Raw genomic sequence first — 24,326 nt, 5'->3', positions numbered from 1 at the left:
ATAGGGATGGATGGAGATGGCAAAGAGAAACCGAGGGAAAACAATCAGCTACCTGCCTTCGAACGGGCGCGGAACCTGCCCGATATGTGCGAGAACAAGAATCAAACTATTGTACCCGCATAAAACAGAAACAAACCAAACCATCAAAGTTTGCAAATTCTGCAGAGATAAATAATCTAAGGTGTCAGGCACCACCCGTGGACATTTGTCTTTTTGGGGTGCCTGACACCTTTTTCATTCTACGGTGCCTAGCACTAATGTAATGTTGATTCAAATATATGTCAAATACCCTATAATTTGTAATAAAAAGATTTCTTGTTTGGTGAATTGGTAGGATTTAATTATTTAAGATTCCGTAATAAAATAAGTCTAATGGAATAAAAATACATAAAAATTTATAATGATACATAGACGGAGGGTTACAAATGAAGACGAAGAAAACAGTTGCCGGCCTATTGGCTATAGGTTTGCTGACGTCAAGTCCATGGACAGTTGGATTTGCTGAGGGACCAAAATGGACAAACGTGAATGCATATGAAGAACAGGATGGGAGTAAGTTTAATAGTGAAAACTATGACTTTGTTAAATTCTCGCAAATCGGCAATAAGTTGAAATCCATTGAGAAGAAGTCTAACAGAGTAAAAGTGGAGGTTCGCGGAACTTCAGCCGATGGCCATCCACTTTATGTTGTAACGATTGCGGATCCAACTACCCAAGGGAAATTTGGAAAAATCCAATCCCTAAGAAAACAGATGTTTAAAAACCCAGGGAAGGCACAAGAGTGGATTGCCAATAATCCTGACTTTAAAGTTCCAGTCATGATAAACGGCTCCATTCATGGAACAGAATTTGTAGGTTCCGATGCACTTCTTCAACTCATTGAACGCTTTGCAACACAGAATGACGAGGAGACCAAAAGTATTTTAAATAGTAATATTCTTATTTTCAATGTTGTACAAAATCCTGACGGACGTGTGAATGCCACTCGTTTTAATGGCGAGGGTATCGACTTGAACCGTGACTTTATTACACAGTCACAGCCAGAAACGAAAGAAACGGTTGAACTAATTAAAGAGTGGAACCCGATGGTATTCCTTGATACTCATGGATACGTAAGTGGATACGGTCCAAACTTACAAGGATTAATCGAACCTTGTACGCCTCCTCATAACCCGAACTATGAGTATGATCTTTATAATAAGTGGGCATACAAACAAGCAGAAGCGATGGAAGCGTCAATTATGGGAGATAAAGCCAGTTACACTGGAAGCAAGTATCAAAGCATGGAAGGTGTATATGTTCCACAGCGTGATGATGCTGCAGGCTGGGACGATTATCCGCCAATCTTTACACCAATGTACGCCATGTACCACGGGGCTTACGGTCATACATTAGAGGCGCCGACGAATGACTTAGATGGCGTGCGCTGGCAGTATAATGCCATTTTAGGCGCGTTAAAATTTGCTACACAGAATAAGCAAGGCATGATCACGGACCAAATTGAAATGTTTAAGCGGGGGATTAATTTTGACCATCCGTTCCATCAGGATGGATTCTTCCCGAAAGCGTATATCCTTCCAGTTGACGAGAAGGATCCAACTGTAACGAATAAGGCTATTAATCACTTAATCAATAATGATATTGAAGTGGTCCAAGCTTCGAAAGCCTTTACGGTAGATGGGAAAACTTATCCTAAAGGAACCTATCTCGTTCAAATGGACCAAGCAAAGGCTGGTTTAGCCAATACAATGCTTTGGGACGGGGAAGATATCTCGAATGACACGCCAGCTATGTATGATATTTCTGCATGGAGCCTGCCAGAACTTTGGGGCTTTGACGCTTTCGCCACACAAAATTCGGTTGATGTCACGACTACGAAGGTAAACCAAGTTACTGAGCAAGGTTCTGTCTCAGGTAAAGGGCCATTCTTGATTCAAAACAGTTCCGTTAAAGCTGTTAATCTAGTAAATACTTTGCTTCAACAAGGTATCCTTGTAAAGCGTGATGCTAAAGGTAATTTCTACGCAGAAGCAGCAGCTAACCAGATTTCAGCAGCTGTAAAAGGATCTGGATTACAGGTTGCATCTACAGATAAGGTGCCTGCAGAAGCAGTTACGTTAACCAGCTTAAAGGTAGCCATTTTGAAGGATGGCGGTATGGGCAAAGTCCAGTCCCATAGCGGAACGAAGCTTGCACTGAAACGTCTTGGCTTTGAGGTGACAGAAGTGACGCCAGTGGAAGTAGCGGAAAGCGGTTTGAATGGATTTGATGTGTTTATTTACAGTGGTACCGAAAATCTGATTTCTACTAATCTATCAGTGGCAAACAAAGAATTTGGGTTCCAAAGTGCTGGGCAGTTTGATTCGTTTAAGGCAAATGTGACTGATTTCGTAAGCAAGGGCGGAAAATATATTGCTGTTGGCGCAGGGGCATCAAACGCAACTAAAACGCTTGGCCTTACGGACGATATAATTAATCCTGCTGGGTCTAATAGCAATGGAATCGTGAAGTTGAACTATGAAGGAACTGGTATAACTGCAGGTTATGACCAGGATGACCTTGGTTTTGTTTACCGCCCAGTTTGGTATACCGGTACTGATAATGATGAAGTAGTTGCAAGTCTAGCAAACTCTGATGATTTCTTTGTAGCTGGGCACTGGATTAATAAAAAAGCCGATGCTAAGGGTCAGGCTGTAATCGTTAAAGAGAAGAATAAGGATGTAACCTTAATCGGTTTAGAGGCGGGTTTCCGTGACCATACGGATTACCTATTCCGTTTATTATCCAATGCCATTTTTGAAAAATAAAAGTTATCGAAGGAGCCGGGTTTCAGTGATGAACCCGGCTTTTTCCTATTTACTTGAGGTGATAGAAATATCCCCAAAGGTGATGTGAAATCCTTAACAGCTATGGTGTCAGGCACTCTTCTTTTAAAAGGATATTAATAATAGCTGTCGAATAAACTTAATTGTAGAGCACTTAGTTCGAAGCGGTTGAACGGGTGTAATCTCTATAAATAGACGCAAAAAGGGGTGGGATGGTTGACGAAGCGAATTGTCAAACAAAATGAATTAAATTTTTTAAAGAGGGAGCTTAAGTACTTAGAAGATTCAGAGATTCTGCCAGCTGGTAAGGCTCATGAGATAGAAGCAATTTACGAGGTGCAGAAACTATCCTTTACAAAAACACTTTTGTATGTTGGTACGATTTTAATTGGCGCTGGGGTACTAAGCTTTATTGCAAGCAATTGGGATGAGATTGGAAAAACTGTGAAATTTCTTATCATCATCGCTTTATATATTGCTTGTAACCTTGCAGGCTACAAAATGGAAAAAAACTTTCCAAAGACATCAAAGAGTCTTTATTACTTAGGCTGTCTAGTGTTCGGAGCAGGAATTTTTCTTGTCGAGCAAATGTTTCATCTCGGAACAAATTCCCAAAATGCTTTTTTATGGTGGTCGCTTGGCATTTTGCCATTGGCATGGGTACTACGGGATAGATGGATTCTATTAGCCTCTTCCCTGTTTGTCCTCAAATACATGCTTGATGGGCAATATCTCCAAGGAGTAAATATCCCTTATTGGACTCTCCTCTGGATTGCAGCAATTTATATCCTTAATGAAAAAATCGGTTTTTCAAAGGTAACTGGTTTTGTCAATGGCTTGCTGTCGCTCGCATTTATTGGCACGATCATTAGTTATTTTACCTATCGGTTTGATTATCAAGATTTTAATTACGTTTTCGGACTAATCTATTTGATCATCGGCGTGGCACTGGTTATTTCAAAGGGAAAAATTAGAGACATTTATGTTGTATTAGGCTACCTCGTTCATGGCGCGGCTGCATTAATGTTATCATTTGAAGGCAACTGGCCGCTGGATTGGCTATATATTCCGTTTTCCATCCTCTACCTGATCTATGTCTTGTATTTAATCAATAGAGGAAGTCTCCTTAGCATCATTATTCTTTGCGTGATGATTTTCCGTTTTTACCTTGATTTATCCTTTGAGTTTTTACCAAAATCGTTTGTCTTTATAATTGGAGGATTCCTGTTACTTGGTTTTGGTTTTTATTTTGAAAAACAAAGGAAAAAAGGGGTGAGTGTGCATGAATAAGCGGGCAAAGCAGTTAGTTTTGGCTTGTTGTGTGCCGGTCCTCATTCTATTGGGCATGTGCGTCATGCCCCTTTATACCTTATTAGTGGGGGAAGAAATGATTCTCCAAACAAAACCGTTGGATCCGTCCGACGTATTTAGAGGCGATTATGTGACCCTGCAATATGAAGCAGAGGAGGTCCCGATAAAATTGGTGGAAAAATCAGTGGTTACAAGATTACAGGACCTTGGTGGAGAGTTTGGTGTGTACGTTCTGATGGAAAAAAAGAACGGAGTCCATACGCCCATTAAAGTCACCCTTTCGAAACCAGATAAGGGAGAATTCCTCAACGGAACAGTCAGCTATATCGATAAAGACAACCAAGGCCAAGAAATTGTCTATATTAAATATGATTTGGATAATTACTACCTTGAGGACAACACAGGCACAGAATGGGAAAAAGCCTCTGCTAAAGGAGAAATACTAGCGAAACTAAAAGTAAACAAAGGCTACGCCATCCTGACCGATATTACAACGAAGTAAACGTGGGTGTCAGGCACCACTTGTGGACAAATATTCCTTTTTGTCCACGTGGAGAGGAAAATATTTCTCCTTGGTGCCTGACACTTTTTTATTGTTAACTATAATTTAATTTTGGTTGACAATATAGCGGTTCACCCTTTATTTTAAACTTATAACAATTATTTGGGGTGGAAGAATGAATCGGAAATTAAGAGCGTTGGATTTAACACTAGTGGGGATGTTTGTAGCCCTTATGGCGATTGGGGCTAATATCACCTCTTTTGTACCTTTTATGGTGGTGGGAGGAGTTCCAATTACGCTACAAACGTTTTTTGCAATTTTAGCAGGGGCCATTTTAGGGAGCCGGTTAGGCTCAATAGCAATGATTGTTTATATGTTAGTTGGATTGGCCGGCGTACCTATTTTTGCTAAATTTGGGGCAGGACCTTCTTCAATTTTCAGTCCCACCTTCGGCTTCATTGTTTCATATATTTTCACAGCGTTTATCATTGGAAAAGTCGTTGAAAAGAAGAAAACTGTGGCGGCCTTTATCATTGCATCCTTAATCGGAATGGTTGTTAACTACTTATTCGGAACAAATTGGATGTACTTTGCCTACAAGCTCTGGGCGGCTGCGCCAGATGGATTTACCTATAAAATGGCATGGTTATGGATGGTAGTGCCTTTGCCAAAGGACATCATCTTAGCAGTCCTAGGAGGAATCATGGCCCACCGACTAGAAAAAACTGTCCTATCCAAAGGACAATTTAAAAACCTAAAGCGCGTTTCCTAGAGAGATCCAACACAAAACAAAAATGTCCATATGGAGTGGATGATTGTCTTTTTGTGGTGCCTGACACCATTATAAATATATCTTGCATAAAAAAAGTGGTTACACCATTTAGTTGGTGTAACCACTTTTTGTTGGCCGCATTCCTTATAGGGGTGATAGGGCATTTTCGACGGATACTCTGTTTCTTCCAAGTTGTTTGGAGCAGGAGCTGGTCTGCTTGAATATATGCCTTTTCCATAGAGACATGTTCGTTTGCAGTATAGAAGAAGAGTCCAAATGATGCCGTGTAAGAAATGGGCAGATTCTCTACGTTAAAGTCTACATTTATATGATTGTTTTGACCTCGTTTAGAATTGTATTAACAATTTCCAAAGTCTCCTCGAAATTTCGTTTTCTAAGACAATGGGTGAATTCCTCACCCCACTCCTTAACAGGAAATCATTTTTCGCTAAGATAGTTTTTTTATGTGCCCGCAAAGTGCTGAATCACTTTATCACCGACCACGTGGTTATAATTATCATTAATCCTTTTAAATTTATCGATGTCACAAACAACAATCCCAATCGTCTTATTCTTATGGCGTTCATGCTTTTTAAGCAAAATGGAAAAACTAATCAAACGATTGATTAAATCCCCCTGAGCCTGAGGCACCCATGGCTTTTCAAGCAAAATCAAAAAACTAATCAAACGATTGATTAAATCCCCCTGAGCCCAAGGCACCCATGGCTTTTCAAGCAAAATAGAAAAACTAATCAAACGATTGATTAAATCATCCTGAGCTCATGGCCCCCATGGAGTTTTTTTGCTAAATGAAAAAAACTAATCAAACGATTGATTAAATCATCTTGAGCTTAAGGCACCCATAGCTTTTAAGCGAAAATAGACAACTAATCAAACGATTGATTAAATCGCCCTGAGCCCAAGGCACCCATGGCTTTTCAAGCAAAATCAAAAACCTAATCAAACGATTGATTAAATCCCCCTGAGCCCAAGGCACCCATGGCTTTTCAAGCAAAATAGAAAAACTAATCAAACGATTGATTAAATCCCCCTGAGCCCAAGGCACCCATGACTTTTCAAGCAAAATGGAAAAACTAATCAAACGATTGCTTAAATCCCCCTGAGCCCGAGGCACCCATATCTTTTTAAGAAAAATAATAAGCCCTATAGATAAAAAAGGCGTCATCCTAAAAGTGGATGGCGCCTTTTTAAATGAGATTGTTATTTTTTTAGGGCATTTACGACTTCGTCGATGGTTTTTTCACCGGCATTCAGACCGTTGATGGTCCAGTTGCTTGGGTCGTTCATTTCATACACATGTCCATTTTTAACCGCGTCAAGACCTTTCCAGATCGAACTCTTCGATAATATGTCTAAACCTGGTTCCCCTTTTTTGCTGACAAGGAAGATGTGATCTGCTTTGATTTCTGGCAATTTTTCAAGAGCAATAGGATCCCACTGGGCAGCGGCACCACCAAGTGATTTAACGAATGCAGGCTGTTTAATGCCTAAATCGCCGTAAAGAACATTGGCACTGAAACGATTATTTTCCATTAGATAAAACTTATCGGCCATAATCCATAAGATAGCTGCTGTTTCATCTCCAATTGCATCGTGGACTTTCGTTTTTGCATCTGCTGCTTTGGTATCGTAATTGGCTAGTGCTTTTTTTGCTTCTGTTTGTTTATTCAAGATCTCGCCCATTTGCGTTAGTTGTTTGCGCCAATCTGCACTAACTTCGTCCTTATAGACGTAGGTTGGAGCGATCTTTTTATACTCTTCGTATTGCCCTTTTTGGATGGCGGATGGAGAGCTGAAAATAATTAAGTCAGGGTTGTTATTGATAACTTGTTCAAGTGGAAGGTCCCAGCCGATTTTGGGAACATCCTTCAACTCTGGCTGTAAATAATCCAAAACGGTATCACCGATAGACCATTGTGCAGCTGGTTTAACTCCTAATGCTACTAATGAATCCTCTAAATAAGGAGCAACGATTCGCTTAGGATGAGCTGGAATCACCACTTCCCCCTTAGCATCCGTTAATGTCACCTCGGCATTTTTCTTTTCCGACGACTTTTCTGTTTTTGAATTATCAGAATTACTGCAAGCACTTACCAAAAATAGCATTAGTAATAAAGTAAAAGATAAATAAAAGCGCTTTTTAAGCATATGTAAACCTCCTAAGATAGTGAATACCTATTATAATGGTAATGATAATCATTTTCATTTAAGGTGTCAATAAACAAAATAATTTAAATTGAATAAATTTGTGAAATAAATTTGAAGGATAATACTGGGAGTCGCTTATATACCATAAACGTATTGAAAAATAACTGTTTACTCTCTATACTTGATAATGATTATCATTCTTTTTATAGGTTACACATACATTCATTTTCACTATAGTAATATACCCAATTTTTCTTTTTATCAGAGGCTATTTTCGCATAGATTGTTGTTTTTATATAAGTTCATCAACCCGTATAACTGGATGCTTCGTGGCAACTTTTCGTAAGACATTTGCGAAAATTGCCTAGAAACTTAGTAAATGACCCTTATTATGCTCCAAAAGCAACAAAGTTTACGAAAAGAGCCTTATCAGAAGAGGTGTTAGTTTTTGAATGGGAATACAACTACAAAGCAAGAGGGAGATTCGTTAGCGTTTCACAATAAAAGATTCAGAACATCCATTAAAGGAACTTTTGTATTAATCGTCGGAATGGTACTAATCCTAATCTCGATGGGATTATCCATTGCATACGGGGCAGCGGATATAAAAATGGCTACGGTCTGGGAGGCGGTCTCCCGTTTTAATCCTGAAATAACCTCTCATCAAATTATTCAAGAAATTCGCATGCCAAGGGCAATCGGTGCGGTATTAGTTGGAGCTTTTCTTGCTGTTTCAGGTGCTGTCATGCAGGGGTTAACACGAAATCCACTCGCCTCTCCTTCCATCATGGGCGTGACTGATGGTGCGGCTTTTGCGTTAGTTATCACGCTCGCCTTTATTCCGACTGCGACGATGTTAGGCTTAACCTTTTCTTCATTTGTCGGAGCGGGACTTGGTGTTATCCTTGTGTTTACAATTGGGGCTTTTTCAAAGGGAGGCTTGACCCCAGTAAAACTTGCCCTTGCCGGGGTTGCGGTGGGATCGATGCTCAGTGCATTTTCTAGTGCCATTGCTCTTCATACGCAAGTTGCAAAGGACATGAGCTTTTGGTATGCCGGAGGATTAACAACGGTAACATGGGAATCCATTAAGATTTTACTTATCACTGGCGGAATTGGATTATTGCTAGCCCTTTACATCTCGAGGTCCATCACCATTCTTAGCTTAGGGGAAGAAGTATCAAAAGGGCTTGGCCAAAACACCCTTTTAGTAAAATCACTTGGTGTGATTGTGGTATTAGTGCTAACCGGTGCTGCCGTTTCTGTTGCGGGTGCTATTGGTTTTATTGGGCTAGTGATTCCACACATTACCCGCTTTATCATCGGATCAGATTACCGCTGGATTATTCCTATTTCTGCGGTATTAGGCGGACTGTTACTCGTTCTTGCCGATATTGCAGCTAGAATGGTGAATGCCCCATTTGAGACGCCTGTTGGAGCCATAACGGCCATCATCGGTGTTCCTTTCTTCTTGTACCTTGCTCGTGGGGAAAGGAGGGGGCTGTAATGAATCAATCGAAAGCGAAACAGAAAAAATTTATTGTCCTCATTAGCCTTTTATTTATTTTAACAATTATCACTTTTATTATAAGTTTAAATCTTGGTGTGGTACGGATTGCCCCAATCGATGTTTTCAAGACATTACTGGGGAAGGGAACGGCACGTGACCAACTCGTATTAGTTGATTTTAGACTGCCAAGAATGATTCTGGCATTATTGATTGGTGCAGGATTAGCAGTCTCTGGTGCAATATTGCAAGGTGTGACGAAAAATGAACTAGCGGATCCTGGTATATTAGGCATTAATTCAGGAGCCGGGTTCATGGTTATCCTATTTATCTATTTCTTTCAAGGCTCTATGAACAGCGTGAGTACAATTGGGATCTTTTTATTGCCACTATTTGCTTTAGTAGGCGCGGTAATCGCGGCATTCCTGATTTATGTCATAGCATGGAAAAAGGGGATTGACCCTGTTCGGTTAATTTTAGTCGGGATTGGGGTAAATTCAGGGTTTGGAGCTGCGATTGTTATTTTTCAATTAAAAATGAACCCGCAAGACTTCATGCAGGCAGCTGTCTGGCTGTCAGGTGATATTTGGGGGACGAATTGGAAATTCGTTGCGATTCTTGCCCCGTTAATCCTGCTGCTTCTTCCTTTTGTCTTATATAAAGCACATATCTTAAATATCATGAATTTAGGTGACCAAGTCGCGACAGGATTAGGCATTCAGGTAGAAAAAGAAAGACGTTTGTTGCTTCTAGCGGCAGTGGCCCTTGCAGGCTTCAGTGTCGCCGCAGGGGGAGGAATTGCCTTTTTGGGATTAGTTGCTCCCCATATTGCCAAACGATTAATTGGACCAAAGCACCAGCTGTTTTTACCGATAACGGCGGTGATAGGGGCATTCGTGCTTTTATTAGCAGACACGATTGGTAAAAATCTGCTTGCCCCAACCCAAATTCCGGTGGGAATTGTCGTAGCAATATTTAGTGCACCATATTTTATTTTTTTACTAATGAAAGCAAAATAAGGGGGAACGGATTGTGGTTTCACTTTCTACCGAGAATCTTCAGATTGGTTATGGAGACAAGACGATCGTTGAAAACTTGAATTTACACATAAACAAAGGGGAAATTACCACCATTATCGGCGCCAATGGCTGCGGGAAATCCACTATTTTAAAAACATTAGCGCGCGTCCATGCAGCCAAATCTGGAATCGTATATTTAGATGGAAAGATGATTCACAAGGTCCCAACAAAAGAAATCGCAAAGAAAATGGCTGTACTTCCGCAAAGTCCTGAGGCTCCGAACGGCTTAACAGTCTATGAATTGATATCCTTTGGGCGTTCCCCGCATCAAAGCGGATTTGGAAGATTAACGGATAAAGATCGACAAGTGATTGAATGGGCACTAGAAGTAACCGGCCTTAGTCTATTCGCTGATCATCCAGTCGATGCCCTTTCTGGAGGACAGCGTCAACGCGCTTGGATTGCGATGGCCATTGCCCAAGAGACGGATCTCTTGCTGCTCGATGAGCCAACTACTTACCTTGATATGGCGCACCAGTTGGAGATTTTGCAACTGCTTGAAAAATTGAATAAGGAACAAAACCGGACCATCGTGATGGTCATTCACGATTTGAACCATGCGTCACGATTCTCCCATCATATGGTGGCTCTTCGTAAGGGGACTATTGTCAAAGAGGGTAGCGCAGAAGAAGTGATGACCTCAGACGTACTAAAAGCGGTTTTCCAAATCGATGCAGAAATTGTCAAAGATCCACGGACGAAAAAGCCAGTATGTCTTTGCTATGATTTAATTCAGAAAGAGCAGTCGTTAGACAATCGAAAAGTCATGAATTTCTAGTGAAATCGGATTGGGTGGGGAATGAGATGAAATTATACGATGTAACCATCATCGGTGGTGGACCAGTGGGCTTATTTACTGCTTTTTATTGTGGGATGAGAGAGATGGAAACGAAAATTATTGAATTTCTTCCCTACTTAGGAGGGAAGGTTTCCTATTTCTATCCAGAGAAGGTCATCCGCGATATTGGCGGGATTCCTGCTATTTCAGGAGAAAACTTAATTCAACAGCTGGTTGTGCAAGCCCAAACCTTTAACCCGACGATTGTTTTAAATCAACAAGTTATGGGGCTAGAAAGGTTAGAAGATGGGACCTTTCTGTTAACAAGTCACAACGGGGAGAAGCACCATACCCGGGCAATTATCTTAGCGACGGGATTCGGAACGCTAAAAAGTGCGAAGCTTGATGTAGAAAATGCAGAACAATATGAAGGAAGAAACCTGCGGTATGCGGTGGAAAGATTGAATTACTACAAAGATAAACATGTTCTTATATCCGGTGGAGGAAATTCTGCCGTTGATTGGGCAAACGAGCTGCTCCCGATTGCGCGGCAGGTTACCGTGGTCCATCGCAGACATGAGTTTTCAGGACTTGAACGAAACATCAGCAATTTGCGGAAATCGACGGCGACCATCTTGACCCCTTATGTATTGGAGGCATTACGTGGGGAGGGTGAAGGAATTACGAGTGTTAACGTTAAAAACATTGAAACGAATGACATCCAGACCATTGAAGTGGACGAGGTTCTAGTCAATCATGGCTTCTGCATCGACCTAGGCCCGATCAAGGGATGGGGATTAGAGTTCGAATATGGAAATATCAAAGTAGATAGCCAGATGCAAACCAATATCGAAGGAATCTTCGCAGCGGGAGACGTCGCAAACTACCCAAATAAATTACACCTAATAGCGGGCGGATTTTCCGAAGGCCCCACTGCTGTCAATAGTGCCAAAGCCTACATAGAACCCCAAAAAGAACTAAAACCCATCTACTCCACCAGCCATTTTTAAATTGGTGTCAGGCACTGTCCGTGGACATTTGTCCTCCTGGTGTGTATAGAGTAAAAAGGCATCATCCGTTTGTGGATGGTGCCTTTTTACGGTTAGGTATTTTGTTTGGCTGGACGGGTTTGAAGGTATTTATGTCTGGTATAAAAGATTGCTGTCATGATGATGGATATGCCTCCAAATAGAACGCACATGAGCTGCAGGCCAATGAGGTCTAGGAGAAAGCCGCTAATGAGCAGGACGATCTGAAAGGTTATCCGGTCCAGCATGTTTCGGAACGAAAAAAAGCGGCCATGAAATTCCTTTGGTACCTTTGTTTGAAAAATGGTGGCAGCTGTCGGGAAAAAGCAGCCGACAGAGAATCCAAAAAGCGCAAACGCTGCAATGGTCAACACTGGATTGTCAGCCATATAGAGAAGCATCTGTGAACCCCCAATCAGTAAGGAACAGGCAAATAAGATGATGTAGGGTGAAGTTCTGTCACTGATTAACTTAATAAGAAAAGCACCAAGCATGAAGGAGGTTCCCTCTGCGGTGTAAATCCAGCCTTTTATGGCTGAACTATCCTGAAGTTCACTAATGTTAATGACTACAAGGTTAAATCCGCCAAGAAATAGGACCGGGACCAGTGTCATGATAAGCGTCATCAAGACAATAGGTAGACCTTTAATAATAGGAAATACGTCTTTAAAACTTGTTTTTTCAGTAGGGCTATTCTTTGCTATTTGAAGCTCCCTTGATTCATCAATATCTAAGAACCAAGTGAGGATAAATAATCCAATATACGCGACCAGAGAACTGACATATAGCATCGATAATGGCAGGATTACCAACAAAACGCCGGCCACCGCTGTTCCAATAATGCGAGACAGAGTAGATACGTTCATATTAATACCATTTAATTGGAGCAAATCCTTTTCAGCCACAATCAACGGCAGTGCTGCCTGCAGGGCAGGAAAATAAAACGCTGCGGAAATCTGCAGCAAGACTAGAAACACTAGCATCCACCAGATGGAGCCAGTAGCTATCGCAATTAGCATAAAGATGACACTGATAGCCCTTACAAATCCAGCTAACAGCATGACTGTTTTCTTACTTACTTGATCAGTAAGCCGGCCAGCATAGGGGCCAAAAGCAATTCCAGCAAGCAATCCAGCCGCCAGAAGCAGTGATTTTAAGAAATCCGAAGGCAGCTTCGCCTGCATGAATTCCAAATTACCAATAATACCAAGCCACAAACCGAGGCCAGCGATAAATTCCCCTGTTAACAATATCCAAACATTCTTGTTCCTCAACATACGATGTTTCCCTCAATCCCTCTATTCGTATTTATACGAAAATATAATACTATTCAAAATAGTATCAGAAAAAGGTGTCAGGCACCACTAGTGAACAAATGGCATTTTGTTTCACTTGAAAAGTAACTCTTCCCTCAAATGTTCAATTTTTGTTAAAAAAATATAAAGAAAAATAGGCCATTTTCAGGAGAAGTAGGTCAAAAATCAAAAGGGAAAATACGGGATTTGTGTTCAAAATACTTTTGCTCTCATACCAATTTCCTATGATCAAGCAATTCAAAGAGTATTCATCTTTACAATGGTTTACATTCGCTTAATAAAACCCCTTTAAAATAGAGTCGTAATAATTAACATTTTAATTTGAGGGGGAAATTCAATTGTTTAAGAAAAAACTAATGAAAAAGGTTCTTCCAGTTGCTGTTCTTTCAACTATTGCGTTTAGCAGCCTTGTCGGAGAGGGTACTGCTAATGCGGAATCAGAAAATAATACGAAAAACAATGCGGAAATTAAAAATGTCATTTTTCTAATAGGTGATGGTATGGGTGTTTCTTATACCTCAGCTTATCGTTATTTAAAGGACGATCCTGCTACGAAAAGAGTGGAACCAACTGAGTTTGATAAATACTTAGTTGGACAACAGACTACATATCCTGAGGATGCGAAGCAAAATGTAACGGATTCAGCATCAGCTGCTACGGCAATGGCGGCTGGTGTCAAAACATATAATGCTGCCATCGCTGTTGATAACGACAAATCTGAAGTCAAAACAGTCCTTGAATCTGCAAAAGAGCAGGGGAAATCAACCGGTCTTGTTGCTACCTCCGAAATTACACATGCTACACCTGCATCGTTTGGTTCTCACGATGTAAACCGAAATAACATGAATGCCATTGCAGATGATTATTATAATGAAATGGTAAACGGAAAACACAAAATTGACGTCCTTTTGGGTGGCGGCTCAGATTTATTTATCCGACAAGATCGTAACCTTACTGATGAATTCCAAAAAGACGGATACAGCTATGTTTCTACCCTGCAAGAATTGAAAAAGGATAAGAATGACCAGGTACTCGGTTTATTTGCGAAACGCGGTATGCCAAAAATGATTGATCGCACAGAAGGGATGCCTTCACTTGCAGACATGACGACTTCAGCAATTGAGCGCTTAAATCAAAATAAAAAAGGTTTCTTTTTAATGGTAGAAGGAAGTCAAATCGACTGGGCTGGTCACGATAATGATATTGTTGGTGCGATGAGTGAAATGGAAGATTTCGAAAAGGCGTTCAAAGCAGCAATCGATTTTGCCAAAAAGGATAAACATACATTGGTTGTAGCAACAGCCGACCATTCAACTGGCGGTTACTCAATTGGTGCTCGCGGCGAGTATAACTGGTTTAGTGCCCCAATCAATGCTACAAAACGTACGCCGGATTATATGGCAGAGCAAATTGCAAACGGTGCAGATGTGAAAGAAACATTGAATAAATATATCAATCTTACATTAACAGATAAAGAGATTCAGTCGGTTAAAGATGCAGCAGCAACCAAGAAAGTAGTGGATATCGATAATGCGATCGAACAAATTATTGATACCCGTTCATTCACGGGATGGACGACGGGCGGACATACGGGTGAAGATGTAAATGTCTATGCATTCGGCCCAGCGAGCGAACGCTTTGCCGGACAAATTGACAATACAGACAATGCTAAAATCATCTTTGACCTACTTGAAAAAGGCAGTCGAAAAACAGTCGTCGAAGACAAGTAAGTTAAGTTTTCACAATAAAGAGGACAAAGATTTAGCAATCGTATATCCCGTTGCGTTTTAAAGCAACGGGATAGCTTGCTAAAAAGACCGTTTTTACTTGATAGGAGGAATCGATGTGAAACAGGCAATGATAATTATTTTATTTGTTTTCCTTCTAACTGGCTGTTCATTTGTCTCAATTCAGCCACCTAATGAGAAGACTGACACAGTAACAGAGAATACTTCGACAGCTGCCAAAAAGATTTCTGCAGACGAACATGATGCTTATTACAATAGCCCTCAGGTAACCGATGATTCAACGTTACAAAAACCTGGGCAGTCGGTTACAGATGAAAAAGGAGAAGCAACTTTAAAACAAATGAAACAAATCAATAAGGTCTATCATTTTGGAGATATCGAGTACACAATCAAAGAAATGAAACTACTGCACTACCGGCCAGATTATAGTTTAATTGATTATTTCCATCCGCTAACGGAAGCCGAGGAATTTGATTTTATTAAAATAAGTGTGGATATAAAAAATCACTCGAAAGAAAAGCTGAATTTTGCCCCAGTTGCCCTGTTTGAAACGAACACAGGAGTGAAAATGGATTGGAAACAGGATATGTATCTTGAACATTTAAATGGGGAAATCGAAGGAAGCCAAATAAAGCGGGGGAGTCTAGGATTCATCATCAACCAAGCAAACAGTAAAGAGATTCAATGGATAAAAATCTTAACAAGTGATGTGTATAATGCTCAACAAGAAAGACTTGAAGAAGCACAAAAAATCCAATTAAATTTCTAATAGAGAATGAAAAGGGTGTCAGGCACCACTCGTGGACAAATGTCCACGAGTGGTGCCTGACACCCTATACCCCTTTTGCAAAACAGGCAAGGCTAACGCATTGGATGCGACCGCTCCCATATTGCTATCATAAATTCGACCATGCATGAGGATTTTGGGATGATATTGTTAGCTTCCTAAAAAATTATAAATAATGGCTTCAATCATATACCCCAAACCAACCATTGCTAAAAATAGCAGCAGACTCCTTTTTATCCCCTTTTTATATCGCACATAACCCAAAAGAATGACACTTAAAAAACCCAGTCCGAGATAGCATATTGAATTAATACTCACTAATACACACCCCTCCCTAAAAATAGTATCCAAACCTTACTGGAAGATTATTATCCTGTTGGCCACCCATGGTGTCATCTAAGGTGTCAGGCACCACCCGTGGACAAATGTCTTTTTGTGGTGCCTGACACCAAAGCACCACAAAAGAGGCACCACCAAATAAAAATGTAAATATTGGAAATTTATCCATTGTTTTTTATTTCCAATTGATATATACTACATTACAACACTAATGCACTATATTAGAGGTGAGGGGTGAGAGCTTGAATCTTAATTTGGATGGGACGAAGCCGATTTATTTACAGATATCGGAGTGGCTAGAGCGTGAGATTCTGAATGGAAATTTTGAAAGTGATCAAAAAATTTACTCCCAATATCAACTGGCAGAGATCTTTAATATTAATCCGGCAACGGCCGCAAAGGGCCTCAATATTTTGGCGGATGAAAACATCCTCTATAAGAAACGTGGACTGGGGATGTTTGTTGCAAGCACTGCCAAAGACATGATCCTTAACAAGCGGAAAAATGAGACGTTAAAAAGATTAGTTGAGGAAATTGTCCTCGAAGCAGACCGGTTAAACGTTAGTAAAGCCGAGTTAATTGAAATGATTAAAGCAGCTAACAGTGGGGAGGAAGAAAAATGAGTGTCATCGAGTGCAATGGATTGACGAAAGACTACGGGAGAAATAGAGCGTTAAACAACCTGTCATTTGAGATCGGAGAAAATAAAATAACCGGCCTGATTGGTCGAAATGGAGCAGGGAAATCGACGCTGTTAAAAATAATTGCTGGCTTGATAAAGGAAACATCAGGAAAGGTCCACGTGTTCTCGGAAAAGCCGTTTAATAGTCTAACAGTTTCAGCTAACGTCATATTGATTCATGACCAATTGAGTCTGCCTTCTGCTTTGAATCTTAAAGAAATCTTAGCGGCCGCAGAAAAATTTTATGAAAATTGGGATGCAGCTCTGGCCAATCGCCTTTTTGACTATTTCTCGTTGAACCCGTTGCAAGATTATCAAGAACTATCAAAGGGAATGAAGAGTACGTTCAATACCATCATAGGATTATCTGCCCGGTGTCCATTGACGATTTTTGATGAACCGACCACAGGTATGGATGCGGCTGTCAGACATGATTTTTACCGCGCTTTACTAAAAGATTATATTGCCCATCCACGCTCGATTATTATTTCAAGCCATCATTTGAACGAGATCGAGGATTTACTAGAAGATATCCTTCTGATAAAAGATGGGAAAGAGCATCTACATCTCCCGGCAGCAGATGTTAAGGACTTTGCGATTGGAATTCAAGGAAAGACAGCGATCGTCAATGAATGGACTAAAGATAGAGAGAGGATTCACACCAAAAACATCGGTCTTGATCAATCTTTTGTCGTCGTAAGGAATCAGTTTTCCGAGCAAGAAAGGCAGAAAGCTCGTGCGTCTGGGATTGACCTCACGTCGGTTACCGCTAGCGACCTATGTGTTTATTTAACTAGTAAAAGTGAAGGGGGAATTGATGATGTCTTTATCCAAGGTTAGTCTGACATCGATTGTGAAAAAACAATATTCCTATAAATTGAAGGCTTACGTTCAGGTGTTTTGGAACCTGGTCTTTCTTCAATTGCTAGCTATTTTCTTTTCACTTAACGGTGTGGGCATGATGGGATCAAGCAGTGAAAGTATTGAACTGGAGGTTCATTATTATTCCGCCGATTTGGTTGCTTTTTTCACAATGCTATGGGGGTTTATTATCGCTATTATCATTACTACGAAGGCATATCGCAATGATGACTTCACCTTTGTCACCAATCGACTTAGCCACAACCTTTCCAATCTATTGTTTTTGCTAACAGCCAGCCTTATTGGCGGTCTGACAGCTATGTTGTCTACCTATCTTCTGAAAGTGATAACATATCTCTTTGTCGGGCCGCAAACAATGGCTAACTCAAGCGTGTTCGGTACCCCCGCAGCATTAATATTGGGTATTTTTGCAACAAGTTTTTATATATTCCTATTTTGTGCTTTTGGATATTTGGTCGGGACGCTGGTCCAGATTCATAAAGTTTTCGTTGTCTTAGTGCCGGCACTATTTTTCGGGTCATTGGTTCTCGGCGGGGTTAGTGGGAACGCACGCATCGTATCAAACCTCGTTGGATTCATCTTTTCAGAATCATCCATCCTGTTATTTATTATCAAAATAATCGTTACATGCAGTCTGCTCTTTACGAGTGCATTTGTATTGTCAAACCGAATGGAGGTTAGATCATGACAATGACCTTGGCCTTTGTTTTCCCTATTCTTATTATCTTAGTGATTGCTGGTTTCACAGCCAAAAGTATGAAAAAGTCAGTCAACCATAAGGGCAAATCCATGTCCAGTCATTGGGTCCGCAGGATATTTGGCGCGTATATATCGCTCTTACTTATCTGTGCATTTGTAGTTACTTTTATCAACGGAAAAGATAACAATGATTTGAAAAAGGCTGATGTCGACTCTTTAGAAAAAGAAGGAATCGCTTTAGTCGATGCAGCTGCAGCTGGAAAAATCGATACTATCGATAGCAACTTTATTGAGAAAAAATGGGACCTTGATTATCGTGATCAAAAACTTAACGTGACAACTGAAACCGCTGAATTCTTTGGCACACAGATTTTTGTGGAAAGAAAGAACACGAATGATCATAAAATTGACGCAATAGCCTATAAAACGAGATCAAGTGTGAATGACATGGATATCAGTAAGTTGATTAACCCGATTCGTCTGAAATTAGCAGGGAATATATTAGTTTTACAAAATCCAAAGAAAGCAAAACTTGAATTTTCCATGTTTAATAATGTCTTCTCAGTCAATCAATTTACGGGCGAGCCTTCGTTATTTGAACACCAATCTAGTTTTTTTGAGGGGCAGAGCATCCTCTACCTGCGAATTCCGAAGGATCTTGAACTTATCAACCAATCAGACATAAACATTCAGTATGTCGAGTAAATGGGTAGCCGTTAGGGTTATCCTTTTTTTATGTTGGTAACTAATCAAACGTTTAATTAAATTGGTCAGAAGTTCTGTAAAATAAGGCTTTTTGTGTTGGGATAGGGACTTCTTTGTATTCTGCTGAAGTGCAATTAATTGGAACAATTTTATGAAAAATGAAACAGAATGGTTATAGTATAATAGAAATATTAATTGTACAGATCATCTTCTGGAGGGATCGCGTTGACAGTCAGGGAACTATGCCGAACACTTATTGTAGACGATGAAATGTTAATCAGACAAGGGATTAAACATTATATCAATTGGGAGCAAGAAGGGTTTATGATTGTGGGAGAGGCTTCGAACGGCCAAGAAGCCCTTGAGTTAATCGAAGCGACCAAACCACACATCATCATTACAGATATCGTGATGCCGATTATGGACGGGGAAGAATTAACGAGAATCGTGAAGGAAAGATATCCTCAAACTGAAATGATTATTTTAAGTAGTTTTGGAGAATTTGATTATGTACGTTCCACCTTCCAAAGTGGTGTGGTTGATTATATTCTAAAACCGAAGCTCAACGCGGAGGGTCTCTTAAAGGCGCTGAAAACGGCAGCAAGCCGAATTCCTGCATTTCAGAAAATGGATCATAGAGTAACTGGTAATCTCCCAATCGGACAGATTATCGATAAACTCATTTCGGGATATGAAGTAAATTATGATCCAGACGTAGTAGCTCAGGCGTTTCCGTTTAGCCATTATTGTTTAATTGGGGTGGATTTAAGGAACCAGCAAACTAGAAATAGCGCCGAATTTCAAACGAGTATAAAAGAGAAAATGATAGAGGCATTTCAGAACAAACTAGGCCAAGCCGTTCACGAGCCCTTAAACGTTGAAGAGAATATCATCGGATACTTAATTAATATAAAGATTCTTCCGGAGGTTATTGAATTGGCCGGCCAACTTTCACAGTCTATTCCGGGAATTAGTCTTGCTTTAACAGAGGAGTTTGCAGACCTCTCGCTACTAGGGAACATTTACAAAGAAGACCTTATAAAATTATTAGACTATCGCTTTTATTTTCCCGAACAATCATTCTTTATGAAACAGGATCTGCCTCATCTGCCTTCCAAACCTGAAAACTTTAATTTGGATTGGTTTACAGAAGAATTAAAGCGCAAACATTTTGATCCAGCTTTTCAATATTTACAAGAACATGTTACAGCGTTGTCCACATGGTATACGATGGATGTCTTTGAATATAAAGCTTTTTTTGGCAACATTATTTTTAATATAACAATTCTTCTAAGTAATATGAAATATGATGTAACAGATTTGGAAAATGCTAAGTATTCATACTTTAGGTCGATTGATGAAGCGCCTTCAGCCAAGGCCACGGTTGAACTAATGAATCGCTTTATTGAAGAAGCGAAACGATGCATATTTTCGGTGCAAGACGAGCCTGAAGATGTAAATATGAAAAATCTAATGGAATATATTGAAAAACATTATGCCGAGCCGCTTACGCTTACTGGGGTAGCAAAGCATTTTCATTTTAATCCTTCCTACCTTTCAAGCTATTTTTCAACACATAATAAGGAAGGATTTATCGAATATCTAAATAGAGTCCGAATTGAAGAAGCGACGAAGCTACTTTTGCAAGGCACGGAATCAATTTCCGAAATTAGTGGAAGGGTAGGTTATTCGGACCACAGTTATTTCTGTAAAGTTTTTAAGAAAATAAAGGGATTGTCTCCAAGCCAATACAAAAGAAAGCAAAAACTTAGATAAGAGATGGTGAAATATGAGATTTATTCCCGAACGTTTTAAACATAACGGATTGTTTATCGTTATGTTTTTCATTACGGTTATGATGATTATCACAGTTTCGATTACTATTACTTGGACAACGATTCGGATGTCCGAGCAATTTTTTATTAAAAAGTTTAGTATTACGAATTCCAGAGTAATGAGTCAGGTAAAGGAAAGCTTCGAGTCCTTTAACTATTCGGTCGTCCTTGCATCAAACAACCTCCTTCAAAGCAGTACGATAAAAAAAATCCTTACGAAGGAACAGTACAGCAATAAAGAGAAATTTAGTGCTTATTATAATACGGGCCAACAGATGAAGCGGATCGAAACCAATTTAGATGCATATGAGGAAAGCATTCTAATCATGGGCAGAAATGGGTTCAGTTTTGCGACGGACCGTACCTACTGGCCAATAACGGATGAAGAGTTAAGGACTAGTACCCTTATTAGTAATACGTTTAAGGCACCCAAGAAACTGGTTTATCAATTGGACAAGAGACATGGTGGAACGAATAGATGGTTCATTGTCGCATCAAAGGTGCTAATGGAACGGATCAACGGTAATATTTATGGATCTATGTTTTTTGCGTTTGATGAAGGTGAAATTAGAAAGTTCTTCACAAGCTATACAGGCACTGGTAATAATGTGTTTGTTGTAGATAAGCAGGGGGTCATTGTTTCTAGCAATCAGTCCAAGCTCATTGGGCAAAAACCAAAGGGCTTGCTTAGCTACGCAGGGAAAATTGAAAAGAGTCCAGACCATTATATAATTGATAACTTTATGGGGAAGGACCAGATTATTTCGATGGAATATCTTCCTTCTTTTGACATGTACTTATTTAATATAATCGACAAGCAAAAAGCAGTGGGAGACCTAATTGATAAAAAAGATATCGTCCTCATCTCTATGGGAATTGTTTTTGTGGCGCTAATTATTGTCTTACTAGCGACAAGGAGATTGACAAATTCATTATCGAGTCTTGTTAAGCAGATAGAAGATGCGTCCAAACATGAATTCCACCAATATGTTTCTGCATCTGGTACTTATGAAACCATGAAAATCGGCAATGCCTTTAATTCCATGCTTGATGAGCTCCATCTGTATGTAGAACAGCTGGTAGAATCACAAAAGCAAAAGCGCAATGCGGAATTGTCTGCTTTGCAGCAGCAAATCAATCCACATTTTCTGTATAACACACTGACCTCGATAAAATTCATGGTGATGCAAGGTGGAAAAGAAGAAACGGAAGCAACGATTAGTGCGTTGATCTCCTTGCTTCAGAATACAATTGGCAATGTCAGCGAGACAAATACCATTGGCCAAGAAGTGGATAATTTAAAAAATTACGTCCTCATTAATCAAAAACGGTATGGTAATCGGATAAACGTTAATTATTTCGTTGCGCCAGATTGTTTGGAGTATCACGTACCAAAGCTTATCCTACAGCCTTTTATGGAAAATTCATTCTTCCATGGCTTCAATCGTAAGCCTGGCGGGTACATTAATGTTCTTGTCTGGCAGGAAGAGAATGCGTTGATCTGTGAAGTAGTTGATAATGGAGATGGAATGGAAGTCTCTTCTGAAAATAAACTACCCAATACAAAACGTAAACAACAGATGTTTTCAGGGATTGGTGTACGGAATGTTCATGAGCGTATCCAGCTTATTTACGGAGAACAGTATGGGGTGACAATATCCAGCGAGTTAGGCGAAGGGACAAAGGTACGGATTACAATGCCAATTACGACTATATAAAAATAGTCATAAAATCTAAAAATAATCCAAATAAATTAAATGGAAGCGTGTTCATGTTACAAAAATATTACCAACCATTAAAAATATCGTCCTAACGTTTACGTCCAAACAGGTGCTAACATTATATATGTAAGCTAGATAACGCTTACAATAATAGAATGTTGGGGGAATATCAATGAGAAAAGTACTAGCACTCTTTTTAGTTAGTATATTGATGCTAACTGCCTGTTCTTCGGGAACTAAAGATAAAGATGCTTCCGACAGTGGCAAAGATACAAAAGAAGTAACGGTATGGGCATGGGACCCAAATTTCAACATTAAAGCAATGAATCTAGCAAAAGAAGCTTATAAATCAGAAAACGCAGATGTAAACATTAAAGTAATTGAACATGCTCAGGATGACATTATTCAAAAGCTAAATACGAGCTTAAGTTCTGGAACTACAAAAGGACTTCCGAATATTGTTTTAATTGAAGATTATCGTGCGCAAAGTTTCCTGAAAGCGTATCCGGATATGTTCCATGAGCTAACTGGTTCTTTTAAAGCCGATGATTTTGCACAGTATAAAATTGCTCCTACCAGCTTGGATGGCAAAAACTACGGTCTTCCATTTGATACAGGTGTAACGGGACTATACGTTAGAACTGACTATTTGGAAAAAGCGGGATACAAAGTGGAAGATTTACAAGATATGGACTGGAACAAATATATTGAAGTAGGTAAAAAGGTTAAAGAAGCAACTGGTAAAGCAATGCTTACACAGGATCCAAAAGACCTAGGTCTTATTCGTATGATGATTCAAACTAGCGGTTCATGGTACTTAAAGAACGACGGGGTTACACCTGACTTAGCAGGCAACGCTTCTTTAAAGGAAGCATTCCAAACATATAAAGCAATTTTAGATGCAGATTTAGTAAAACCTGTCTCTGACTGGGGTCAATTCGTAGCAGGCTTTAACAGTGGAGATGTTGCAACTGTTCCTACTGGTAACTGGATTACTCCATCAATCAAAGCAGAAGCGTCGCAAGCAGGTAAATGGGCAGTTCTTCCGATGCCAAAACAATCTGGAATTTCTGGTTCTGTAAATGCTTCTAACTTAGGCGGAAGCTCTTGGTACGTGCTGAACATTCCAGGTAAAGAAAAGGCTGCCGACTTCTTAGCAAAAACTTTTGGTTCTAATGCTGATTTTTATCAAACCTTGAATAAGGAAATGGGAGCTATTGGTACTTACAAGCCAGCTGCTGAAGGGGAAGCCTACAAGGCTGCCGATGATTTCTTCGGAGGTCAAAAAGTTGTTTCTGACTTCGCAGCTTGGACAGAGAAAATCCCTCAAGTAAACTATGGTATGCACACATATGCAATTGAGGACATTTTAGCAGTGGGAATGCAAGATTACCTTAAAGGTAAAGATCTAGATAAAGTATTAGAAGATGCTCAAAAGCAAGCAGAAGAACAAATTAAATAATACAACAAGTAGCAAGTAACACATCTTTGTAAAGAGAGATTTGCCTTAGGAATTCGCCGGCTTCTACCATTTAGTAATGGAAGCTATCTGATGTGTCAGGCGATTTCCTGGGGCTCTTTTCTTGAAATTACAACGTAAGGAGTTGACTAAAATTGATAACAGCGAAAGAAAATCACACT

Annotated in this window: 22 protein-coding genes; 17 read left to right on the top strand and 5 right to left on the bottom strand. The window is 39.9% G+C overall.

What is annotated here, in order from left to right:
* Positions 1 to 425: 425 nt before the first annotated feature.
* The 4 genes from KW850_RS13005 (at position 426) to KW850_RS12990 (ending at position 5,410) form a co-directional block, all read left to right on the top strand.
* Positions 426 to 2,807, top strand: a complete 2,382-nt coding sequence (locus tag KW850_RS13005; protein WP_218348000.1) for a M14 family zinc carboxypeptidase — start codon at positions 426 to 428, stop codon at positions 2,805 to 2,807.
* Positions 2,808 to 3,041: 234 nt separating this feature from the next.
* On the top strand, positions 3,042 to 4,115 hold the full coding sequence (locus KW850_RS13000; RefSeq protein WP_218347999.1) for a DUF2157 domain-containing protein: 1,074 nt from the start codon (positions 3,042 to 3,044) through the stop codon (positions 4,113 to 4,115).
* Positions 4,108 to 4,638, top strand: coding sequence for a GDYXXLXY domain-containing protein (locus KW850_RS12995; RefSeq protein ID WP_218347998.1), 531 nt, complete (start codon positions 4,108 to 4,110; stop codon positions 4,636 to 4,638). Before KW850_RS13000 ends, KW850_RS12995 begins: the two co-directional genes overlap by 8 nt.
* Positions 4,639 to 4,813: 175 nt before the next feature.
* Positions 4,814 to 5,410 carry a biotin transporter BioY gene (locus KW850_RS12990; protein WP_218347997.1) on the top strand — a complete coding sequence of 199 codons (597 nt, stop codon included), beginning with the start codon at positions 4,814 to 4,816 and terminating at the stop codon, positions 5,408 to 5,410.
* A 462-nt stretch (positions 5,411 to 5,872) separates the two neighbouring features.
* Here KW850_RS12990 and KW850_RS12985 read toward each other — a convergent pair whose 3' ends face one another.
* The 3 genes from KW850_RS12985 to KW850_RS12975 form a co-directional block, all read right to left on the bottom strand.
* The gene (locus tag KW850_RS12985; protein WP_218347996.1) at positions 5,873 to 6,097 is read right to left on the bottom strand and encodes a diguanylate cyclase domain-containing protein; all 225 of its coding nucleotides are present in this window, start codon (positions 6,095 to 6,097) and stop codon (positions 5,873 to 5,875) included.
* Between the two features lie 148 nt (positions 6,098 to 6,245).
* Positions 6,246 to 6,512: a hypothetical protein gene (locus KW850_RS12980; protein WP_218347995.1), complete on the bottom strand. Its 267-nt coding sequence runs from the start codon at positions 6,510 to 6,512 to the stop codon at positions 6,246 to 6,248.
* Positions 6,513 to 6,631: 119 nt separating this feature from the next.
* On the bottom strand, positions 6,632 to 7,579 hold the full coding sequence (locus tag KW850_RS12975) for an iron-hydroxamate ABC transporter substrate-binding protein (RefSeq protein WP_218347994.1): 948 nt from the start codon (positions 7,577 to 7,579) through the stop codon (positions 6,632 to 6,634).
* 550 nt (positions 7,580 to 8,129) lie between these two features.
* Between KW850_RS12975 and KW850_RS12970 the strand changes: the two genes are divergently transcribed.
* Genes KW850_RS12970 through KW850_RS12955 form a run of 4 tightly spaced genes read left to right on the top strand, consistent with a single transcriptional unit; the run spans position 8,130 to position 11,953 of the window.
* On the top strand, positions 8,130 to 9,086 hold the full coding sequence (locus KW850_RS12970; RefSeq protein WP_218348084.1) for a FecCD family ABC transporter permease: 957 nt from the start codon (positions 8,130 to 8,132) through the stop codon (positions 9,084 to 9,086).
* Positions 9,086 to 10,105 carry a FecCD family ABC transporter permease gene (locus KW850_RS12965; RefSeq protein WP_218347993.1) on the top strand — a complete coding sequence of 340 codons (1,020 nt, stop codon included), beginning with the start codon at positions 9,086 to 9,088 and terminating at the stop codon, positions 10,103 to 10,105. Before KW850_RS12970 ends, KW850_RS12965 begins: the two co-directional genes overlap by 1 nt.
* Positions 10,106 to 10,118: 13 nt before the next feature.
* Positions 10,119 to 10,943 (top strand): ABC transporter ATP-binding protein, encoded by an 825-nt coding sequence (locus KW850_RS12960; RefSeq protein WP_218347992.1) that lies wholly within the window; start codon positions 10,119 to 10,121, stop codon positions 10,941 to 10,943.
* A 14-nt stretch (positions 10,944 to 10,957) separates the two neighbouring features.
* Positions 10,958 to 11,953 carry an NAD(P)/FAD-dependent oxidoreductase gene (locus KW850_RS12955; RefSeq protein ID WP_374226323.1) on the top strand — a complete coding sequence of 332 codons (996 nt, stop codon included), beginning with the start codon at positions 10,958 to 10,960 and terminating at the stop codon, positions 11,951 to 11,953.
* Between the two features lie 92 nt (positions 11,954 to 12,045).
* Here KW850_RS12955 and KW850_RS12950 read toward each other — a convergent pair whose 3' ends face one another.
* A complete protein-coding gene (locus tag KW850_RS12950; RefSeq protein WP_218347990.1) occupies positions 12,046 to 13,248 on the bottom strand; it encodes an MFS transporter in 1,203 nt (400 codons plus the stop codon).
* Positions 13,249 to 13,625: 377 nt separating this feature from the next.
* Between KW850_RS12950 and KW850_RS12945 the strand changes: the two genes are divergently transcribed.
* Positions 13,626 to 15,017 (top strand): alkaline phosphatase, encoded by a 1,392-nt coding sequence (locus KW850_RS12945; protein WP_305730322.1) that lies wholly within the window; start codon positions 13,626 to 13,628, stop codon positions 15,015 to 15,017.
* Positions 15,018 to 15,132: 115 nt separating this feature from the next.
* Positions 15,133 to 15,804: a putative periplasmic lipoprotein gene (locus KW850_RS12940; RefSeq protein ID WP_218347989.1), complete on the top strand. Its 672-nt coding sequence runs from the start codon at positions 15,133 to 15,135 to the stop codon at positions 15,802 to 15,804.
* Between the two features lie 352 nt (positions 15,805 to 16,156).
* Here KW850_RS12940 and KW850_RS12935 read toward each other — a convergent pair whose 3' ends face one another.
* Positions 16,157 to 16,330 carry a hypothetical protein gene (locus KW850_RS12935; RefSeq protein ID WP_218347988.1) on the bottom strand — a complete coding sequence of 58 codons (174 nt, stop codon included), beginning with the start codon at positions 16,328 to 16,330 and terminating at the stop codon, positions 16,157 to 16,159.
* 73 nt (positions 16,331 to 16,403) lie between these two features.
* On the opposite strand from KW850_RS12935, the gene KW850_RS12930 reads away from it, so the two are divergent.
* From KW850_RS12930 to KW850_RS12900, 7 genes are all read left to right on the top strand, one after another.
* Positions 16,404 to 16,784 carry a GntR family transcriptional regulator gene (locus tag KW850_RS12930; protein WP_218347987.1) on the top strand — a complete coding sequence of 127 codons (381 nt, stop codon included), beginning with the start codon at positions 16,404 to 16,406 and terminating at the stop codon, positions 16,782 to 16,784.
* Complete coding sequence (locus KW850_RS12925) at positions 16,781 to 17,683, top strand: ABC transporter ATP-binding protein (RefSeq protein ID WP_218347986.1); 903 nt, start codon at positions 16,781 to 16,783, stop codon at positions 17,681 to 17,683. The genes KW850_RS12930 and KW850_RS12925 overlap by 4 nt, the downstream gene beginning before the upstream one ends.
* Positions 17,664 to 18,413 carry a hypothetical protein gene (locus KW850_RS12920; RefSeq protein ID WP_218347985.1) on the top strand — a complete coding sequence of 250 codons (750 nt, stop codon included), beginning with the start codon at positions 17,664 to 17,666 and terminating at the stop codon, positions 18,411 to 18,413. The genes KW850_RS12925 and KW850_RS12920 overlap by 20 nt, the downstream gene beginning before the upstream one ends.
* The gene (locus KW850_RS12915; RefSeq protein ID WP_218347984.1) at positions 18,410 to 19,129 is read left to right on the top strand and encodes a hypothetical protein; all 720 of its coding nucleotides are present in this window, start codon (positions 18,410 to 18,412) and stop codon (positions 19,127 to 19,129) included. The genes KW850_RS12920 and KW850_RS12915 overlap by 4 nt, the downstream gene beginning before the upstream one ends.
* Positions 19,130 to 19,354: 225 nt before the next feature.
* Positions 19,355 to 20,905 carry a response regulator transcription factor gene (locus KW850_RS12910; protein WP_218347983.1) on the top strand — a complete coding sequence of 517 codons (1,551 nt, stop codon included), beginning with the start codon at positions 19,355 to 19,357 and terminating at the stop codon, positions 20,903 to 20,905.
* A 13-nt stretch (positions 20,906 to 20,918) separates the two neighbouring features.
* Positions 20,919 to 22,682, top strand: coding sequence for a sensor histidine kinase (locus KW850_RS12905; protein WP_218347982.1), 1,764 nt, complete (start codon positions 20,919 to 20,921; stop codon positions 22,680 to 22,682).
* 175 nt (positions 22,683 to 22,857) lie between these two features.
* Positions 22,858 to 24,147 (top strand): ABC transporter substrate-binding protein, encoded by a 1,290-nt coding sequence (locus KW850_RS12900; RefSeq protein ID WP_218347981.1) that lies wholly within the window; start codon positions 22,858 to 22,860, stop codon positions 24,145 to 24,147.
* The last annotated feature ends 179 nt before the right edge of the window (positions 24,148 to 24,326 follow it).

It is taken from the genome of Bacillus sp. sid0103 (genome assembly GCF_019219025.1).
The sequence above is the reverse complement of the archived record's forward strand: the minus strand, read 5'-3'. Positions and strand labels throughout refer to the sequence as shown.

Coding starts and splice junctions, on each gene's coding strand:
- KW850_RS13005 (WP_218348000.1), top strand. CDS start 426: ATGAAGACGAAGAAAACAGTTGCCGGCCTATTGGCTATAGGTTTGCTG.
- KW850_RS12995 (WP_218347998.1), top strand. CDS start 4,108: ATGAATAAGCGGGCAAAGCAGTTAGTTTTGGCTTGTTGTGTGCCGGTC.
- KW850_RS12990 (WP_218347997.1), top strand. CDS start 4,814: ATGAATCGGAAATTAAGAGCGTTGGATTTAACACTAGTGGGGATGTTT.
- KW850_RS12975 (WP_218347994.1), bottom strand. CDS start 7,579: ATGCTTAAAAAGCGCTTTTATTTATCTTTTACTTTATTACTAATGCTA.
- KW850_RS12970 (WP_218348084.1), top strand. CDS start 8,130: ATGGTACTAATCCTAATCTCGATGGGATTATCCATTGCATACGGGGCA.
- KW850_RS12965 (WP_218347993.1), top strand. CDS start 9,086: ATGAATCAATCGAAAGCGAAACAGAAAAAATTTATTGTCCTCATTAGC.
- KW850_RS12950 (WP_218347990.1), bottom strand. CDS start 13,248: ATGTTGAGGAACAAGAATGTTTGGATATTGTTAACAGGGGAATTTATC.
- KW850_RS12935 (WP_218347988.1), bottom strand. CDS start 16,330: ATGGATAAATTTCCAATATTTACATTTTTATTTGGTGGTGCCTCTTTT.
- KW850_RS12925 (WP_218347986.1), top strand. CDS start 16,781: ATGAGTGTCATCGAGTGCAATGGATTGACGAAAGACTACGGGAGAAAT.
- KW850_RS12920 (WP_218347985.1), top strand. CDS start 17,664: ATGTCTTTATCCAAGGTTAGTCTGACATCGATTGTGAAAAAACAATAT.
- KW850_RS12915 (WP_218347984.1), top strand. CDS start 18,410: ATGACAATGACCTTGGCCTTTGTTTTCCCTATTCTTATTATCTTAGTG.
- KW850_RS12905 (WP_218347982.1), top strand. CDS start 20,919: ATGAGATTTATTCCCGAACGTTTTAAACATAACGGATTGTTTATCGTT.
- KW850_RS12900 (WP_218347981.1), top strand. CDS start 22,858: ATGAGAAAAGTACTAGCACTCTTTTTAGTTAGTATATTGATGCTAACT.